The sequence below is a fragment of the Streptomyces sp. NPDC056361 genome, from assembly GCF_042262805.1.
In the GTDB taxonomy this organism is placed as follows: Bacteria; Actinomycetota; Actinomycetes; order Streptomycetales; family Streptomycetaceae; genus Streptomyces.
Map to the genome: position 1 here is coordinate 1 of NZ_JBHJQI010000040.1, position 17,918 is coordinate 17,918.

General features: G+C 69.6%; 18 protein-coding genes. All 18 read right to left on the bottom strand.

Going from position 1 to position 17,918, the window contains the following annotated elements; translation table 11 throughout:
* Positions 1 to 48 precede the first annotated feature (48 nt).
* The gene (locus ACFCY7_RS15495) at positions 49 to 423 is read right to left on the bottom strand and encodes a F0F1 ATP synthase subunit epsilon (protein ID WP_366307668.1); all 375 of its coding nucleotides are present in this window, start codon (positions 421 to 423) and stop codon (positions 49 to 51) included.
* 112 nt (positions 424 to 535) lie between these two features.
* Positions 536 to 1,978 carry a F0F1 ATP synthase subunit beta gene (gene atpD / locus ACFCY7_RS15500; protein ID WP_017236133.1) on the bottom strand — a complete coding sequence of 481 codons (1,443 nt, stop codon included), beginning with the start codon at positions 1,976 to 1,978 and terminating at the stop codon, positions 536 to 538.
* Positions 1,978 to 2,895, bottom strand: coding sequence for a F0F1 ATP synthase subunit gamma (locus ACFCY7_RS15505; RefSeq protein WP_376485057.1), 918 nt, complete (start codon positions 2,893 to 2,895; stop codon positions 1,978 to 1,980). The genes atpD and ACFCY7_RS15505 overlap by 1 nt, the downstream gene beginning before the upstream one ends.
* A 20-nt stretch (positions 2,896 to 2,915) precedes the next feature.
* Positions 2,916 to 4,514: a F0F1 ATP synthase subunit alpha gene (gene atpA / locus ACFCY7_RS15510; protein WP_033206791.1), complete on the bottom strand. Its 1,599-nt coding sequence runs from the start codon at positions 4,512 to 4,514 to the stop codon at positions 2,916 to 2,918.
* A gap of 140 nt (positions 4,515 to 4,654) precedes the next feature.
* Complete coding sequence (locus tag ACFCY7_RS15515; protein WP_376485059.1) at positions 4,655 to 5,470, bottom strand: F0F1 ATP synthase subunit delta; 816 nt, start codon at positions 5,468 to 5,470, stop codon at positions 4,655 to 4,657.
* On the bottom strand, positions 5,467 to 6,012 hold the full coding sequence (locus ACFCY7_RS15520; RefSeq protein WP_367822016.1) for a F0F1 ATP synthase subunit B: 546 nt from the start codon (positions 6,010 to 6,012) through the stop codon (positions 5,467 to 5,469). Before ACFCY7_RS15520 ends, ACFCY7_RS15515 begins: the two co-directional genes overlap by 4 nt.
* Before the next feature lie 38 nt (positions 6,013 to 6,050).
* Entirely contained in the window at positions 6,051 to 6,284 is a 234-nt protein-coding gene (gene atpE, locus ACFCY7_RS15525) for an ATP synthase F0 subunit C (protein ID WP_010474382.1), read from the bottom strand.
* A 91-nt stretch (positions 6,285 to 6,375) separates the two neighbouring features.
* Positions 6,376 to 7,185: a F0F1 ATP synthase subunit A gene (atpB, locus tag ACFCY7_RS15530; RefSeq protein ID WP_015036204.1), complete on the bottom strand. Its 810-nt coding sequence runs from the start codon at positions 7,183 to 7,185 to the stop codon at positions 6,376 to 6,378.
* A 222-nt stretch (positions 7,186 to 7,407) separates the two neighbouring features.
* Positions 7,408 to 7,821, bottom strand: coding sequence for a hypothetical protein (locus ACFCY7_RS15535; protein ID WP_367822019.1), 414 nt, complete (start codon positions 7,819 to 7,821; stop codon positions 7,408 to 7,410).
* Positions 7,822 to 8,085: 264 nt separating this feature from the next.
* Positions 8,086 to 9,399, bottom strand: a complete 1,314-nt coding sequence (locus tag ACFCY7_RS15540; protein WP_376485063.1) for an MraY family glycosyltransferase — start codon at positions 9,397 to 9,399, stop codon at positions 8,086 to 8,088.
* A 107-nt stretch (positions 9,400 to 9,506) separates the two neighbouring features.
* Positions 9,507 to 10,754 (bottom strand): serine hydroxymethyltransferase, encoded by a 1,248-nt coding sequence (glyA, locus tag ACFCY7_RS15545; protein ID WP_376485066.1) that lies wholly within the window; start codon positions 10,752 to 10,754, stop codon positions 9,507 to 9,509.
* 36 nt (positions 10,755 to 10,790) lie between these two features.
* Positions 10,791 to 11,438: a protein-tyrosine-phosphatase gene (locus ACFCY7_RS15550; RefSeq protein WP_367822025.1), complete on the bottom strand. Its 648-nt coding sequence runs from the start codon at positions 11,436 to 11,438 to the stop codon at positions 10,791 to 10,793.
* Positions 11,435 to 12,082, bottom strand: coding sequence for an L-threonylcarbamoyladenylate synthase (locus tag ACFCY7_RS15555; RefSeq protein ID WP_376485069.1), 648 nt, complete (start codon positions 12,080 to 12,082; stop codon positions 11,435 to 11,437). The genes ACFCY7_RS15550 and ACFCY7_RS15555 overlap by 4 nt, the downstream gene beginning before the upstream one ends.
* A gap of 49 nt (positions 12,083 to 12,131) precedes the next feature.
* A complete protein-coding gene (prmC, locus tag ACFCY7_RS15560) occupies positions 12,132 to 12,977 on the bottom strand; it encodes a peptide chain release factor N(5)-glutamine methyltransferase (RefSeq protein WP_376485071.1) in 846 nt (281 codons plus the stop codon).
* 37 nt (positions 12,978 to 13,014) lie between these two features.
* The gene (gene prfA, locus ACFCY7_RS15565; RefSeq protein WP_376485073.1) at positions 13,015 to 14,091 is read right to left on the bottom strand and encodes a peptide chain release factor 1; all 1,077 of its coding nucleotides are present in this window, start codon (positions 14,089 to 14,091) and stop codon (positions 13,015 to 13,017) included.
* 93 nt (positions 14,092 to 14,184) lie between these two features.
* Positions 14,185 to 14,406 (bottom strand): 50S ribosomal protein L31, encoded by a 222-nt coding sequence (gene rpmE, locus ACFCY7_RS15570; RefSeq protein WP_351861495.1) that lies wholly within the window; start codon positions 14,404 to 14,406, stop codon positions 14,185 to 14,187.
* A 134-nt stretch (positions 14,407 to 14,540) separates the two neighbouring features.
* Positions 14,541 to 15,632, bottom strand: coding sequence for an LCP family protein (locus tag ACFCY7_RS15575; RefSeq protein WP_376485076.1), 1,092 nt, complete (start codon positions 15,630 to 15,632; stop codon positions 14,541 to 14,543).
* A gap of 195 nt (positions 15,633 to 15,827) precedes the next feature.
* Complete coding sequence (gene rho / locus ACFCY7_RS15580) at positions 15,828 to 17,882, bottom strand: transcription termination factor Rho (RefSeq protein WP_376485078.1); 2,055 nt, start codon at positions 17,880 to 17,882, stop codon at positions 15,828 to 15,830.
* Between the last annotated feature and the right edge of the window lie 36 nt (positions 17,883 to 17,918).

Here is a 17,918-nt window from a genome sequence, read left to right on the forward strand (position 1 = left end):
ATTCCGGACCGTGCCGCGGCTGAGGGCACTACCAGTCGGTGCGGACCGTCAGCGGACCGACACCGCGCGCAGCCGGACCTCGGCGCGACGCTCGGCGGCGCCGTCCTCGTCCGTCTTCGCACGCTCCAGCGCGCGCTCGGCGCGCTGGGCGTCGATCTCGTCCGCCAGCTCGCAGATCTCCGCGAGCAGAGACAGCTTGTCGTCGGCGAACGAGATGAATCCGCCGTGGACGGCGGCGACGACGGTCCCGCCCTCGCTCGTACGGATGGTCACCGGGCCCGACTCCAGCACACCGAGCAGCGGCTGGTGGCCGGGCATGACGCCGATGTCGCCGGAGGTGGTACGCGCGATGACCAAGGTGGCCTCGCCGGACCAGACACTCCGGTCCGCGGCGACCAGCTCGACGTGCAGCTCAGCAGCCAAGGGTGGCTCCTCGGGTCACCACCCGGCGGTCGTGCCGGGTGTTGGGGTCAATTCTAGTGGGCGTGGTGAGGGGGGCGGGACGGATCCCACCCCCCTCGGGTGAGCACGGGGCTCAGGAGACGCCGAGCTCCTTGGCGTTGTTCTTGAGGTCCTCAAGACCACCGCACATGAAGAACGCCTGCTCGGGGAAGTGGTCGTACTCACCGTCGCAGATCGCGTTGAACGCGGCGATCGACTCGTCGAGCGGAACGTCCGAACCGTCCACACCGGTGAACTGCTTCGCCGCGTGGGTGTTCTGGGACAGGAAGCGCTCGACACGGCGGGCGCGGTGGACAACGAGCTTGTCCTCCTCGCTCAGCTCGTCGATACCGAGGATCGCGATGATGTCCTGGAGGTCCTTGTACTTCTGCAGGATTCCCTTGACGCGCGTGGCGGCGTCGTAGTGGTCCTGCGCGATGTAGCGCGGGTCCAGGATCCGGGACGTGGAGTCCAGCGGGTCCACGGCCGGGTAGATGCCCTTCTCGGAGATCGGACGGGAGAGAACCGTCGTCGCGTCGAGGTGGGCGAAGGTGGTGGCCGGGGCCGGGTCGGTCAGGTCGTCCGCGGGGACGTAGATCGCCTGCATCGAGGTGATCGAGTGACCACGGGTCGACGTGATGCGCTCCTGGAGGAGACCCATCTCGTCGGCCAGGTTCGGCTGGTAACCCACCGCGGAGGGCATGCGGCCGAGCAGCGTGGAGACCTCGGAACCGGCCTGGGTGAAGCGGAAGATGTTGTCGATGAAGAACAGCACGTCCTGCTTCTGCACATCGCGGAAGTACTCCGCCATGGTCAGACCGGCGAGGGCCACGCGCAGACGGGTGCCCGGGGGCTCGTCCATCTGGCCGAAGACCAGCGCGGTCTTGTCGAGAACGCCGGCCTCCTCCATCTCGACCATGAGGTCGTTGCCCTCACGGGTGCGCTCGCCGACGCCCGCGAAGACGGAGACACCGTCGTGCAGCTTGGCCACACGGACGATCATCTCCTGGATCAGAACGGTCTTGCCGACACCGGCACCACCGAACAGACCGATCTTTCCACCCTTGACGTACGGGGTGAGGAGGTCGACGACCTTCAGGCCGGTCTCGAACATCTCGGTCTTGGACTCGAGCTGGTCGAAGGCCGGGGCCTTGCGGTGGATCGTCCAGCGCGGCGCGTCGGCCACGGTGGACTCGTCGGCGTTCAGCACCTGGCCCAGCGTGTTGAACACGCGGCCCTTGGTGGCGTCACCGACCGGGACGGTGATGCCCGTGCCCGTGTCGGTCACCGGGGCCTGGCGGACCAGACCGTCGGTGGGCTGCATGGAGATGGTGCGGACGACGCCGTCACCGAGGTGCTGGGCGACCTCGAGGGTCAGCGTCTTGGTCGCGCCCTCCTCGGCCGGGTCCGGAACCTCGACGTTCAGCGCGTTGTAGATCTCCGGCATCGCGTCGACGGGGAACTCCACGTCGACGACCGGGCCGATGACCCGGGCGACGCGGCCCGTGGCGGCGGCCGTCTCAACAGTGGTCGTCATTACTTGTCACTCCCCGCGGTCGCGTCGGCCAGGGCTGCGGTGCCACCGACGATCTCGCTGATTTCCTGGGTGATTTCGGCCTGGCGGGCCGCGTTGGCAAGTCGGGAGAGGTTGTTGATCAAGTCTCCCGCGTTGTCGGTCGCCGACTTCATCGCGCGGCGCGTGGCAGCGTGCTTGGAGGCAGCCGACTGGAGCAGCGCGTTGTAGATCCGGCTCTCGACGTACCGGGGCAGCAGGGCGTCGAGGACGTCCTCCGCCGACGGCTCGAAGTCGTACAGCGGACGGAGCGTGTCCGTGTCGCCGGCCTCCTTCGCCACCTCGTCGAGGCTGAGGGGCAGCAGCCGGGCCTCGACCGCCGTCTGCGTCATCATCGAGACGAACTCGGTGTAGACGATGTGGAGCTCGTCCACACCACCCTCCGCCGTGTCCTTCTCGATCGCCTCGATCAGCGGAGCCGCGATCGTCTTGGCGTCGCCGTACGACGGCTGGTCCGTGAACCCGGTCCACGTGCCGGCCAGCTTCCGCTCACGGAAGTTGTAGTGCGCGATACCACGACGGCCGACGACGTAGATCGTGACCTCGCGGCCTTCGCTCTCCAGCTTCGCCGTCAGCTTCTCCGCCGCCTTGATGGCGTTGGAGTTGAAGGCACCGGCCAGACCGCGGTCGCTCGAGAGGAGCAGTACCGCGGCGCGGACCGGGTTCTCCGCCTCGGTGGTCAGCGGGTGCTTGTCGTTCGCACCCGTGGCCACCGCCGTGACCGCGCGCGTCAGCTCGGTCGCGTACGGAGTCGACGCCTGCACCTTGCGCTGCGCCTTGACGACACGCGAGGCGGCGATCATCTCCATCGCCTTGGTGATCTTCTTCGTCGCGGTGACGGATTTGATGCGACGCTTGTAGACCCGGAGCTGCGCTCCCATGAGTCAGGTCCCTTCCGTCGTCACTTCGAGACGTTGACGGCGGCAGGAGCGTCCTCGCCCAGCAGCTTGCCGTCAGAGGTCTCGAACTGCTTCTTGAACTCCGCGATGGCGTCACCGACGGACTGCAGGGTGTCGTCGGACATCTTGCCGCCCTCACGGATGGAGGTCATGAGACCCGAGTGGTTCTGGCGCAGGTACGCCAGCAGCTCGGCCTCGAAGCGACGGATGTCGGCGACCGGGACGTCGTCCATCTTGCCGGTGGTGCCGGCCCAGACGGAGACGACCTGGTTCTCGGTGGGCATCGGCTGGTACTGAGCCTGCTTGAGCAGCTCGACCATCCGCTGACCGCGCTCCAGCTGCGCCTTCGACGCGGCGTCCAGGTCGGAACCGAAGGCGGCGAACGCCTCCAGCTCACGGAACTGGGCCAGGTCGACACGGAGGCGACCGGAGATCTGCTTCATCGCCTTGTGCTGGGCGGAGCCACCGACACGGGAGACCGAGATACCGACGTTCAGGGCCGGACGCTGGCCGGCGTTGAACAGGTCGGACTCCAGGAAGCACTGGCCGTCGGTGATGGAGATGACGTTGGTCGGGATGAACGCCGACACGTCGTTCGCCTTGGTCTCGACGATCGGAAGACCGGTCATCGAACCCGCACCGAGCTCGTCCGAGAGCTTCGCGCAGCGCTCGAGGAGACGCGAGTGCAGGTAGAAGACGTCACCCGGGTAGGCCTCACGGCCCGGCGGGCGGCGCAGCAGCAGCGACACGGCGCGGTAGGCGTCGGCCTGCTTCGACAGGTCGTCGAAGACGATCAGGACGTGCTTGCCCTGGTACATCCAGTGCTGACCGATGGCGGAGCCGGTGTACGGCGCCAGGTACTTGAAGCCGGCCGGGTCGGACGCCGGGGCGGCGACGATCGTCGTGTACTCGAGCGCACCGGCCTCTTCCAGGGCGCCGCGAACGGACGCGATGGTCGAGCCCTTCTGGCCGACGGCGACGTAGATGCAGCGGACCTGCTTGTTCACGTCGCCCGAGCGCCAGTTGTCGCGCTGGTTGATGATCGTGTCGATGCACAGCGCGGTCTTGCCGGTCTGGCGGTCGCCGATGATCAGCTGACGCTGGCCGCGGCCGACCGGCGTCATGGCGTCGACGGCCTTGTAGCCGGTCTCCATCGGCTCGTGCACCGACTTACGGGCCATAACGCCCGGGGCCTGCAGCTCGAGGGCGCGGCGGCCCTCGGTCGCGATCTCGCCGAGACCGTCGATCGGGTTACCGAGCGGGTCGACGACGCGACCCAGGTAGCCCTCACCGACACCGACGGAGAGGACCTCGCCGGTGCGCTGCACCGACTGACCCTCCTCGATGCCGCTGAACTCGCCGAGGACGATCGCGCCGATCTCGCGCTCTTCGAGGTTCAGGGCGAGACCGAGGGTCCCGTCCTCGAACTTCAGCAGCTCGTTCGCCATGGCCGAGGGAAGACCCTCGACCTTCGCGATACCGTCACCGGCCAGGCTGACCGTGCCGACCTCCTCGCGCGAGGCCGCGTCCGGCTGGTACGACTGGACGAAGTTCTCCAGTGCGTCCCGGATCTCCTCCGGCCGGATCGTGAGCTCCGCCATCTGGGTTCCCTGCTCTCCTTGTTGGGCCCGAAGTTTCTTAAGGGGTCTGGGGGCCGACCCCCAGGAATCTTCTGCAATCTCTGCACGGCCCAACCGGGCCGCTGGTGATGCTGTGTAGCTGTGTGCTGCGGTGGCTGTCGTCAGCCGGCCAGTCGGCGGGTCGCCTCGTCGAGACGCTCCGCGATGGAGCCGTTGATGACCTCGTCGCCGACCTGCACGGTGATCCCGCCGAGGACCGCGGGGTCCACGTCCAGGTTCAGGTGCATCTGGCGGCCGTACAGCTTGGCCAGGACGGCACCGAGGCGCTGCTTCTGCTGGTCGGACAGCGGCACGGCCGAGGTGACGACGGCGACCATCCGGTCCCGGCGCGCCGCGGCGAGCTTGGACAGGGACTCGAGTCCCGCTTCCAGGCTACGTCCCCGGGGCTGGGTCACCAGACGGACGACCAGGCGCTCGGTCGACGCGTGGGCCTTGCCGCCGAGCAGGCTGCGGAGCAGCTCGCCCTTGGCGGTCGCCGTGGCGGCCTTGTCCGTCAGCGCCGAGCGGAGCTCGTTGCTGGAGGACACGATCCGGCCGAAGCGGAACAGCTCGTCCTCGACATCGTCGAGCGCGCCCGCCTTCTGCGCCGCGGTGAGGTCGGCGATGTTCGCCAGCTCCTCGGCCGCGTCGACCAGGTCGCGCGAACGCGACCAGCGGGAACGCACCATGCCCGAGACCAGGTCGACGGTCTCGCCGCCCACCTGACCGCTCAGGAGTCGCTGCGCGAGCTCGGCCTTGGCCTCACCCGACTGTGCGGGGTCGGTCAGGACCCGGCGCAGCGACACCTCGCGGTCGAGCAGCGTGGTGACGGCGGCCAGCTCGTCCGCGAGCTTCGTCGCGTCGACCGACGTGTTGTCGGTCAGTGCGTCGAGGGACTCACGGGCGGCAGCCAGTGCCTCGCGGCTCGCTCCGTTCATCGGACGGCCTCGGCCTTCTCCTCAAGCTCTTCGAGGAAGCGGTCGATCGTGCGGCTCTGGCGGGCGACGTCCTCGAGGGACTCGCCGACCAGCTTGCCGGCCAGGTCGGTGGCGAGCTTGCCCACGTCCTGGCGCAGCGACGCGGACGCGGCCTTGCGGTCGGCCTCGATCTGCGTGTGGCCGGCCGCGATGATCTCCTCGCGCTGGCGCTGGCCCTCCGCCTTCATCTCCTGGATGATCGCGGTGCCCTGCTCCGTCGCCTCCTGGCGAAGACGCGCGGCCTCGTGGCGGGCCTCGGCGAGCTGGGCCTTGTACTGCTCCAGCACACTCTGAGCCTCGATCTGGGCCGACTCGGCCTTCTCGATGCCACCCTCGATGGCCTCGCGGCGCTGCTCCAGAACCTTGTTGATGTTCGGGAGGAGCTTCTTGGCGAGGAAACCGAAGACGATGACGAAGGCGATCAGGCCGATGACGAGCTCGTCGAGATGCGGGATGAGCGGGGGCTGCTCCTCCGCCGCTTCCGCAAGAAGCAGAGCGTTCACATCAGTGCCTTCCGTAAAAGTTGGGCTGTCGGTCCGGCTTACTTGTAGACGAAGCCCATGACGATGCCGATGAGGGCGAGCGCCTCACAGAACGCGAAACCCATGATCTGGTTGGTGCGGATCAGGCCGGCCGCCTCGGGCTGACGGGCGAGGGCCTGGGTGCCGTTACCGAAGATGATGCCGACGCCGACGCCGGGGCCGATGGCCGCGAGGCCGTAGCCGATGGAGGCGACGTTTCCGTTGACGGCGGCGAGAGTCTCGAGAGCGGACATGCCGGTTCTTCCTTCTCTTTCAAGGACCCGGTGGGGGTTGGCCACCGGACGACTGTTGGTTAGGGGGTGGTGCTGCCGGTCAGGGCCGGACTCAGTGGTGCTCGGAGAGCGCGCCCTGGACGTAGCTGCAGGCCAGGAGCACGAAGACGTACGCCTGGACGGCCTGGATGAAGAGCTCGAAGGCGGTCATCACGAGGACCATCACGAACGAGGCGCCGGCGTAGACGAAGCCCAGGCCGTTCATGAGGTACCAGGTGGCAAGCGAGAACATCACGATGAGCAGGTGACCGGCGAACATGTTCGCGAACAGTCGGACCGCGTGCGTGAAGGGCCGGATGAGCAGGTTCGAGAAGAACTCGAGGACCACGACGAGCGGCAGGATCGGGCCGAGCGACTTGTCGTAGCCGACGATGTTCTTCCAGCCGCCGACGAAGCCGTGCTTCTTGAAGGTCAGCGAGACCCAGAGGACGTACACGATCAGCGCGAGAGCCGCCGGGAAGGCGATCAGCGACGTGACCGGGAACTGGGCGAGCGGGATGATCGACCAGAGGTTCAGCATCCACACGAAGAAGAACATCGACACCATCAGCGGGACGTACTTCTCGCCGTCCTTCTTGCCGATGATCTCGTAGACGATGCCGCGGCGCACGAAGTCGTAACCGGCCTCACCGACCATCTGCATCTTGCCGGGGATCAGCTTGGGCTTGTTGAAGGCGGCCCAGAAGAACCCGACGACCACGAGCGAACCCAGGATGGCGAGCAGCATCGGCTTGGTGAAGTCGAAGCCACCCACGGAGAACATGGGCTCGTACATGAACGTGTGCAGGCCCGGCGCCGGGAAGCCACATCCGGTGAAGATGTGGCAATCCGGGTCGAAGGCAAGCGTCTGGTCAGCACTCACCGCGGGCTCCTTCAGCGTGGCGCATAGGTACGGCAACCTCGTTGTGTCGGCGCGGCACGCAGCCGCGGGTCGGCACTGGACTGGTCTTACGGATAAGGGGGCGGCGGTTCGGCATCGAGCCTCGCGCTGGGACAGGCGTCTCGGATGCCCGCGCCCGCAGTGCCGCAGTTGGCACCGGACGATAGCAGGAAGCCGAACGCGGCTTTATCCCGGCCCTACCCTTCACTGCTTCGACCCCGACTTCTCGGGCTCGACATACATGATCTTGGCCTTCATGTAGGCCCGGGCCTGAGCGGCGACCCACACCACGGTCGTCGCCAGCAGCGTGAAGGCGAAGGCCTTGAAGTCGAACAGCGTCGTGTCCTTGAACAAGGCCAAAAAGATGAAGAGCAGCAGCAGTTGGGCCGTGTAGAGCATGAGCCCCATGGCCTGGAACAGCTGCGGCAGCGACTTAGCCGTCCGCTGGAGCACCACGAGCCCCACACCCATGAAGAGGAGCACGACCAGGGTGCCGGCGACGGCGCCGAGCGCACCCTTGCCACCGGCGACCACCCCGCTGACGACCGTGGCGATGACGCCGACGGCAGCGGTGGGTACGGCGGTATGCAGCAGGGTGCGTGCGTCGTTGGACGGCATGGCGGTGTCTCCGCTTGTGATGGAGGGGGCGATGGTGTCGTCATGGACGAGCGTAAGCCCGGTCCGAGGTGGGTCTCGGGGCCAACAGACCGTCGCACTACGGTCTTTCGGCACTGTCGCCGGGTCTCGTGAACGGTATCACAAACTATTTGAATAGGTCTTTACCCATAAGGTGTGCCAACCGTCACACATGAGAGTTACGGCGCGCGTGTGTGCGCGACACGGGGGCACCGTGTCTGGTAATGGCCGCGAATGCGGCTTTCGTCAACTCGGCGTTCCGGCCTTCCGCCGGTCGGGGAAGCGCGCGCGGTTGCCGATGGCGGTGGCTCCGTTGATGCCCGCGGGCACCGGAACGCGCTCCTCTTCGACCACCGGGGCCTCCGCGACGGGCTCCGGCGCCGAAATCCGCTTGCGCCGGCGGTACCGGGGCGGCACGACCGACTCGGCCCAGCGGGGCGCGCGCGGCGCGAACCGCGGCAGCAGGAGCAGCACCAGGCCGATGGCGCTCAGCGCGACGACACCGAGGACGATCCACATCGACGTCGAGTGGACCGAGTACGCCAGCGTGCCGAAGGCGATCAGGGCCGACCAGAAGTACATGATCAGCACCGCGCGGCTGTGCGAGTGCCCGATCTCCAGGAGCCGGTGGTGCAGGTGGCCGCGGTCGGCCGCGAACGGCGACTGGCCCTTCCACGTCCGGCGCACGATCGCCAGGATCAGGTCCGCCATCGGGATCGCGATGATCGTCAGCGGCAGCACCAGCGGGATGAACACGGGCAGGGCGGCGTGCGTGGCCTGACGGGTCGAGCCCTCGAACAGCTTCAGCACGTCGGGGTCGACCTGCCCGGTGATCGAGATGGCCGAGGCGGCGAGGATCAGGCCGATCAGCATCGAGCCCGAGTCGCCCATGAAGATCCGCGCCGGGTGCATGTTGTGCGGCAGGAAGCCCAGGCACATGCCCATGAGGATGGCGGCGAACAGCGTCGCGGGGGCGGCGGCCTCGATCGTGTAGCCGTACCAGAGGCGGTACGCGTACAGGAAGAAGGCCGCGGCGGCGATGCAGACCATGCCGGCGGCGAGGCCGTCGAGGCCGTCGACGAAGTTCACCGCGTTGATCGTGAGGACGACCAGGGCGACCGTGAGGAGCGTGCCCTGCCCGGGGGTGAGGGCGACCGTGCCGACGCCCGGGATCGGCAGCCACAGGATCGTCAGACCCTGCGCGACCATCACGCCGGCGGAGATCATCTGCGCGCCGAGCTTGATCAGCGCGTCCAGTTCGAACTTGTCGTCGAGGACGCCGATCAGCCAGATCAGCGCGGCGCCCGACAGCAGCGCGCGGGGCTCGTTGGACAGTTCGAAGACGCTGCCGAGGTTCTGCAGGTGCGCGGCGACGAGGAGTCCCGCGCACAGCCCGAAGAACATGGCGATGCCACCGAGCCGCGGAGTCGGTTCTCGGTGTACGTCGCGGGCGCGGATCTCCGGCATCGCCCCGGTCGCGATGGCGAACTTCCGCACCGGACCGGTGAGCAGATAGGTCACCGCGGCCGTGACACAGAGCGTCAGCAGGTAATCACGCACGGGCTGCCCCACAGGAATCGCTGGCCATCTCAGCCCCACACCCTAGCCGTGCCGTCCATGTGGTTGGAGACACCGGGGCCGCCCGAACGGTTGCGGGCGGCCTCCGCTCAGCGACCATACGGGGGAAATCGGCCGGTCAGCTCCCGTACCTCCGCCCGTACCCGGGCCGTTTCCGTCACGTCATCGCGGAGGGCGACGGTGAACAGGGCGGCGATCCTGGCCATCTCCGGGGCGCCCATCCCCTGCGTGGTGACGGCGGCCGTGCCGAGCCGGATCCCGCGCCCCTCCCCGTACGGCAGGACGCAGGTGTCGAGCACCATGCCGGCGGCGGCGAGCCGGGCGCGGGCCGTGCGGCCGTCGACGCCGAGGGGGGACGGGTCGGCGGTGATGAGGTGGGTGTCCGTGCCGCCGGTGGTCACCGCGAAGCCCTCGGCGGCGAGCGCGGCGGCGAGCACCTTCGCGTGTTCCACCACCTGATGGGCGTACGCGGTGAACGCCGGGGTGGACGCCTCGCCGAAGGCCACCGCCTTCGCCGCGATCGTGTGCATCTGGGCGCCGCCCTGCGTGAACGGGAACACCGCGCGGTCGATCCGGCCCGCCAGGTCCCTGCCGCACAGGATCATTCCGCCGCGCGGGCCGCGCAGCACCTTGTGCGTCGTCGCGCAGACCACGTCGGCGTACGGGACGGGGTTGGGGGCCGCTCCCCCGGCGACCAGGCCGATGGGGTGCGCCGCGTCGGCGATGAGGTAGGCGCCGACCTCGTCGGCGATCTCGCGGAAGACCGCGTAGTCGAGGTGGCGGGGGTAGGAGATCGAGCCGCAGACGATCGCCTTGGGGCGGTGGTGGCGGGCGAGCGCGGCGACCTGCTCGTAGTCGATGAGCCCGGTCTCGGCGTCGACGCCGTACGGCACGAAGTCGAACCACCGGCCGGAGAAGTTCGCCGGCGACCCGTGCGTGAGGTGCCCGCCGTGGTCGAGGCCCATGGCCAGGACCGTGTCACCGGGCCTCAGGAGGGCCGCGTACGCCGCCAGGACGGCCGAGGAGCCCGAGTGTGCCTGCACGTTCGCGTGGTCGGCTCCGAAGAGCGCAGTGGCCCGCTCAACGGCGATCCGCTCCGCCGCGTCGGCGTACTCGCAACCGCCGTGGTGGCGCGCGCCCGGATACCCCTCGGCGTACTTGTTCGCGAGTGGCGAGCCCAGCGCCGCCAGCACCGCCGACGACGTGAAGTTCTCCGCCGCGATCAGCTGCAGGCTGTCCGCCTGCCTCCGCACCTCCCCCAGGAGCACGTCGGCGATCTCCGGGTCCTGCCGGCGCAGGACATCCAGATCCTCATCGGGGGGCGCGGTGACCGGCATGCCACCAATGTAGGCGCGCCCCCGCCGCCCCGCCCGTCAGCGGCGGGCGGAGACGCCCGTCAGAGCGGTGACGACGGGGTCGAGAGCCTGATTGATCTCGTCGCCGATGGAGCGGAAGAAGGTGATGGGGGCGCCGTAGGGGTCGTTGACCTCGTCGGCGTCGACGGAGGGGGCGAGGAGCCACCCGCGTAGAGCCGCGGCGGCGCGGACCAGGGCGCGGGCGCGCTCGACCATCCCCTCGTCGCGGGGGTCGGGCAGGGTGGCGGGGTCGATCGCCCGGACCAGGCGGGTGAACTCCTTCAGGGTGAAGGTGCGCAGGCCCGCCGAGTGGCCCATGGAGATGACCTGGGCCCGGTGGTCGCGGGTCGCGGTGAGGACGAGGTCGGCGCGGATGACGTGCTCGTCGAGGAGCTCGCGGCCCACGAAGCCGCTGTAGTCGGCGCCGAAGTCGGCGAGGACCAGCTCGGCGTTGGCCTCCATGGGGGCGCCCTCGTGGCCCCAGGTGCCGGCGCTCTCCACGATCAGGCCGCCGCCGAGGGGGTCGCCGAGACGGTCGCACAGGGCATGGCGGGTCAGCCGCTCGGTGATGGGCGAGCGGCAGACGTTGCCGGTGCTGACGTGGAGGATGCGGAAGGTGCTGCTGTCGTCGAACCCCGCTATGCCACGCCCCTCAGGGGCGGTCAACTGGCCACCTCGAGGTCGGGTACGACCTTCCGGAGCTCCTCCGGGGACAGTGCGCCCTCGCGCAGCAGCACCGGCACCTTGCCCGTGACGTCGACGATGGACGAGGGGACGATGCCGGGCGTCGGGCCGCCGTCGAGGTACACGGAGACGGAGTCGCCGAGCATCTGCTGGGCCGCGTCGCAGTCCTCCGGGGACGGGTGTCCCGTGAGGTTGGCCGAGGAGACGGCCATGGGGCCGACCTCGGTGAGCAGCTCGATGGCGACCGGGTGCAGCGGCATCCGGATCGCGACGGTCCCGCGGGTGTCGCCGAGGTCCCACTGGAGGGACGGCTGGTGCTTGGCGACCAGGGTGAGCGCGCCGGGCCAGAAGGCGTCGACGAGCTCCCAGGCCTGCTCGGAGAAGTCGGTGACCAGGCCGTGGAGGGTGTTCGGGGAGCCGATGAGCACGGGCGTGGGCATGTTGCGGCCCCGGCCCTTGGCGGCGAGCAGGTCCGCCACGGCCTCGCTGCTGAAGGCGTCCGCCCCGATCCCGTACACGGTGTCGGTGGGCAGCACGACCAGCTCGCCCCGGCGGACGGCGGACGCGGCTTCGCGCAGACCGGTCACGCGGTCGGTCGCCTCGTTGCAGTCGTATCGCCGTGCCATCAGTTCCCGGCCTCCTCGTACGCGTGGTTCGTCATGGCGGTCATGCCGGTCATGGCATGGCCTTGCGGGCGGTCGCGAAGCGCGGCCGGTTGTTCAGGTCCGGGTGGTCGGCGGCGTCGGCCCAGCCGGCCTCTTCGTTGAAGATCCACGGCACCTGCCCGCCCTGGGTGTCCGCGTGCTCGATGACGACGAGGCCGCCGGGCCGCAGCAGGCGGTGGGCGGTGCGCTCGATGCCGCGGATGGTGTCGAGGCCGTCCTCGCCGGAGAAGAGGGCCATCTCCGGGTCGTGGTCGCGGGCCTCGGGTGCCACGTACTCCCACTCGGTGAGCGGGATGTACGGCGGGTTGGAGATGACCAGGTCGACCTGGCCGTCCAGCTCGGGGAGCGCGCTGAGCGCGTCGCCCTGGTGGACGGTGACGCGGGAGTCCTGGGCGTTCTTGCGGGTCCAGCGGAGGGCGTCGTCGGACAGCTCGACGGCGTGCACGCGCGAGCGCGGGACCTCCTGGGCCATGGCGAGGGCGATGGCGCCGGAGCCGGTGCACAGGTCGACGATCAGCGGTTCGACGACGTCCATGGCGCGGACGGCGTCTATGGCCCAGCCGACGACCGACTCGGTCTCGGGGCGGGGCACGAAGACGCCGGGGCCCACCTGGAGCTCCAGGTAGCGGAAGAACGCCCGCCCGGTGATGTGCTGGAGCGGTTCGCGCGCCTCGCGGCGGGCGACCGCCTCCCAGTAGCGGGCGTCGAAGTCCGCGTCCTTGACGTTGTGCAGCTCCCCCCGCTTGACGCCGTGCACGAACGCGGCGAGCTCCTCGGCGTCGAAACGCGGTGAGGGAACGCCGGCGTCGGCCAGCCGCTGGGTGGCCTGGGCCACCTCGGCAAGCAGCAGGTTCACGCTGGTCCTCCGTGGTGCGGGGTGTGGCTTACGGAACTCAGGCCGCGGCGAGCTTGGCGGCCGAGTCGGCGTCGACGCACGCCTGGATCATGGGGTCCAGGTCGCCGTCGAGGACCTGGTCGAGGTTGTACGCCTTGAAGCCGACGCGGTGGTCGGAGATCCGGTTCTCCGGGAAGTTGTACGTGCGGATCTTCTCGGACCGGTCGACCGTGCGGACCTGGCTGCGGCGGGCGTCGGCGGCCTTCGACTCGGCCTCCTCCTGGGCGGCGGCGAGCAGCCGCGAGCGCAGGATGCGCATGGCCTGCTCCTTGTTCTGGAGCTGGCTCTTCTCGTTCTGGCAGGAGGCGACGATGCCGGTCGGCAGGTGCGTGATGCGGACGGCGGAGTCGGTGGTGTTGACCGACTGGCCGCCGGGGCCGGACGAGCGGTAGACGTCGATGCGCAGGTCGTTGGCGTGCACCTCGACCTCGACCTCCTCGGCCTCGGGCGTGACGAGCACGCCGGCGGCGGAGGTGTGGATGCGGCCGGCGGACTCGGTCGCGGGCACGCGCTGCACGCGGTGCACCCCGCCCTCGTACTTGAGGCGGGCCCAGACGCCCTGGCCGGGCTCGGTGGCGCCGTTGCCGCCCTTGGTCTTCACGGCGACCTGGACGTCCTTGTAGCCGCCCAGCTCGGACTCGGTGGCGTCGATGATCTCGGTCTTCCAGCCGACGCGCTCGGCGTACCGGAGGTACATGCGGAGCAGGTCGCCGGCGAAGAGCGCGGACTCGTCGCCGCCGGCGCCCGCCTTGATCTCCAGGATGACGTCCTTGTCGTCGCTCGGGTCGCGCGGGACGAGGAGCAGACGGAGCTTCTCGGTGAGCTCCTCCCGGTCCTTCTCCAGCTGCTTGACCTCGGCGGCGAAGTCGGGGTCGTCGTGGGCGAACTCGCGGGCGGTCTCGATGTCGTCACCGGTCTGCTTCCAGGCCCGGAAGGTGGCGACGATCGGGGTCAGCTCGGCGTAGCGCTTGTTCAGCTTGCGCGCGTTCGCCTGGTCGGCGTGGACCGAAGGGTCCGCGAGCTTCGTCTCCAGGTCGGCGTGCTCGCCGACCAGTTCCTCGACCGCCTCGAACATCGGGGGCTCCTGGTTTTCGTCAGTTCTACGGGACGGCAAAGCGCCGGTCCCGGCCACCCGCGCGGGGCGACCGTGGACCGGCGCAGGGGCTCGCTACTTGGCGGAGCCGGTGGCCTTGCCGAAGCGGGCCTCGAAGCGGGCGACACGGCCGCCGGTGTCGAGGATCTTCTGCTTGCCCGTGTAGAACGGGTGGCACTCGGAGCAGACCTCGGCACGGATGGTGCCCTCGGTCAGGGTGCTACGGGTGGTGAACGACGCGCCACAGGTGCAGCTGACCTGGGTCTCGACGTACTCGGGGTGGATCTCGCGCTTCAAGGTGTCTCCTAGTTTCGGGAGGGCTCCGGGTCGCCGCCGCGGGTTGCGGCAAGCGTGAACCGGGGCCGACGTACCAGTCTGCCAGGACCGGCCGCATCTCCCAAAACGGGGGTCGGGCCGAAGGTATTCCCGGGCTACTTCACCACGCCGTCGGCCTCGCCGGTGGCGGCGTCCTTCGTCGCCGACGCGGGGATCGGCAGGTCGCCCTTGAGCGCCGTCCAGACCTGCCGGGAGGCGGCCTCCAGCGGGACCACGCGGTTGGGGTCCCGGGGGTCGTACTCGACCGGCAGGGTGATCATGTGGACGTTCTGGGCGCCGATGCCGGAGAGGCCCTTGGCGAAGCCCATCAGCTCCTGGACGGAGTCGAGTTCGGAGTCCGGGGTGACGGCCTTGGTGGCGGCGTCGGCGAGGTCGAGGAGCTTCTTCGGGTTGGTGAGGACGCCGACGTCCTTGACCTGGTCGATGAAGGCCTTCATGAAGGCCTGCTGGAGCTGGATGCGGCCGAGGTCGCTGCCGTCGCCGACGCTCTTGCGGGTGCGGACGAGGCCGAGGGACTGCTCGCCGTCGAGGGTGTGGGTGCCGGGGGCGAGGTCGAGGTGGCTCTTGGAGTCCTTGATGGCCTGCGTGGTGGTGATCTCCACGCCGCCGAGCTCGTCGATGAGCTTCTTGAAGCCGGTGAAGTCGACCTCGATGTAGTGGTCCATGCGGATGCCGGACATCGACTCGACGGTCTTCACGGCGCAGGCGGGGCCGCCGACCTCGTACGCGGTGTTGAACATGGCCCGCTTCTCGCCGGCGGCGGTGCCGCCCCGGCCGTCGGTGCACGACGGCCGGTCGATGAGGGTGTCGCGGGGTATGGAGACGACGCTCGCCTTCTTGTGGCCCTCGTAGACGTGGACGACCATCGCGGTGTCGGAGCGGGCGCCGCCCTCGTCCTTGCCGTAGGCGCCGTTGTCGCCGGAGCGGGAGTCGGAGCCGAGGACGAGGATGTCCATGGAGCCGTTGTCGACGTTCTCGGGGCGGGCGGTGCCCAGCTGGGCGTTGATGTCGACGCCCTGGATGTTGCCGTCGAGCTTCAGGTACGCGTAGCCGAGGGCGGCGCCGCCGAGCACGAGGACCGCGGCGGCCCCGGATATCAGGATCGGCGCCTTGCGGCGCTTGGCCTGCGGCTTGCGGCGACGGCCGCTGCCGCCGCGCCTGGCGCCGCTGTCGTTCTGCTCGGTCATCGTCACCCCTCGGGCCCTCGGTTCACCTTCTGTGACGGCGATGCACCCGAAAGGGTTGCACGGCTCCCTGTGAGGTTTCGATGGGCGACGCACCGCGCCCACCGTGCGGGGCACGGTGGGCGCGGTGGTTTACGCAGGTCACGACGGGGTTACGGGCGCGGGGCCCGGCTGTCGTCGTGTGACGCAGCTCTCGCGTCAGTCGTTGTTGCTCGCTCCGGGCGTCGTCTTCTGGATCTGGAGCAGGAACTCGCCGTTCGACTTCGTCTGCTTCATCTTGTCCAGGAGCAGCTCGATCGCCTGCTGCTGGTCGAGCGCGTGCAGCACGCGACGCAGCTTCCAGGTGACGGCGAGCTCGTCGGCGCCGAGCAGGATCTCTTCCTTGCGGGTACCGGACGCGTCGACGTCCACCGCCGGGAAGATGCGCTTGTCGGCGAGCTTCCGGTCGAGCTTGAGCTCCATGTTGCCGGTGCCCTTGAACTCCTCGAAGATCACCTCGTCCATCCGCGAGCCGGTGTCGACCAGCGCGGTGGCCAGGATGGTCAGCGAGCCGCCGTCCTCGATGTTGCGCGCGGCACCGAAGAAGCGCTTCGGCGGGTAGAGCGCGGTCGAGTCGACACCACCGGACAGGATGCGGCCGGAGGCCGGCGCCGCGAGGTTGTACGCGCGGCCCAGGCGGGTGATCGAGTCGAGCAGGACGACCACGTCGTGACCCAGCTCCACGAGGCGCTTGGCGCGCTCGATGGCCAGCTCGGCGACGGTGGTGTGGTCCTCGGCCGGACGGTCGAAGGTCGAGGAGATGACCTCGCCCTTGACCGACCGCTGCATGTCGGTGACCTCTTCCGGACGCTCGTCGACCAGGACGACCATCAGGTGGCACTCGGGGTTGTTGTGCGTGATCGCGTTGGCGATGGCCTGCATGATCATGGTCTTGCCGGTCTTCGGCGGGGCCACGATCAGACCGCGCTGGCCCTTGCCGATCGGCGACACGAGGTCGATGATCCGCGTGGTCAGCACGCCCGGGTCGGTCTCCAGACGGAGCCGGTCCTGCGGGTAGAGCGGGGTCAGCTTGTTGAACTCCGGGCGGCCGCGGCCGGAGTCGGCGGCCATGCCGTTCGCGGAGTCCAGGCGGACCAGCGCGTTGAACTTCTCGCGGCGCTCGCCCTCCTTCGGCTGACGCACCGCGCCGGTGACGTGGTCGCCCTTGCGCAGGCCGTTCTTGCGGACCTGGGCGAGGGAGACGTACACGTCGTTCGGGCCGGGCAGGTAGCCCGAGGTCCGGATGAACGCGTAGTTGTCGAGGATGTCGAGGATGCCCGCGACGGGGATCAGGACGTCGTCGTCGGCGACCTGCGGCTCGCCGGCCTGGAAGTCGTCACGGCCACGACGGCCACGGCGGTCGCGGTAGCGCCCGCGACGCCCGCGGCGACCGCCCTCGGCGTCGTCGTAGTCGTCCTGCGGACCGGCCTGCTGGCCGCCCTGCTGACCCTGGCCCTGGAGCTGCTGGCCCTGGCCCTGACCCTGGCCGCCCTGGCCCTGGCCGCCCTGGCGCTGACGCTGGCCGCCCTGGCCACCGCCCTGCTGCTCGTCGCCCTTGGCGCGGTCGCGCTGACGGTCGCGGCGGTCACGGCGGTCGCCGCGCTCCCCGCGCTCGCCGCGGTCACGACGGCCGCGGCCCTCGGCGGCGTCGACGGCGGCCTCGGCCTGCGCGTCGGCCTTGACCTCGGTGCGGGCCTCGGTCTTGACGACCTGGGCGGCCTCGGCCTTGGCCTCGCCCTCCGGCGAACCGGCGGGGGCGGTGGCACGACGACGACGGCGCTCACCGGCCGGCTGGTCGTCGGAGGCCGGCTGGCCCGGGATGTCGATCTGCTGCTGGGCGACGGCCTTCTCGGCCTTCTCCGCCTTGGGCTCGGCGGCCTCGGCAGCGGTGTCGCCCGTGCGGGCCTTGGAGGTGGCGCGGCGCTTCGGCTTGGTGTCGGCGGCGGCGTCGGCCTTGGCCGGGGCGGCGGCCTGGGATCCCCCGGCCTGCGCCTCCTTGATGACCTCGATCAGCTGGCTCTTGCGCATCCGCGCGGTGCCCCTGATGCCGAGGCCCGACGCGACCTGCTGCAGCTCGGCCAGGACCATGCCGTCGAGGCCGGTGCCGGAGCGGCGGCGCCGTGCGGTGCCGCCGGTGGCAGCACCTGCGGCGGGCGCGGCGGTGTCGACACTGTTGTCGGCAGTCACGCCCATCAGATCGGTGGTGTCGCTCACGAAGGGTCCTTCCCTGGAGCGGACGTCGGCCATCTG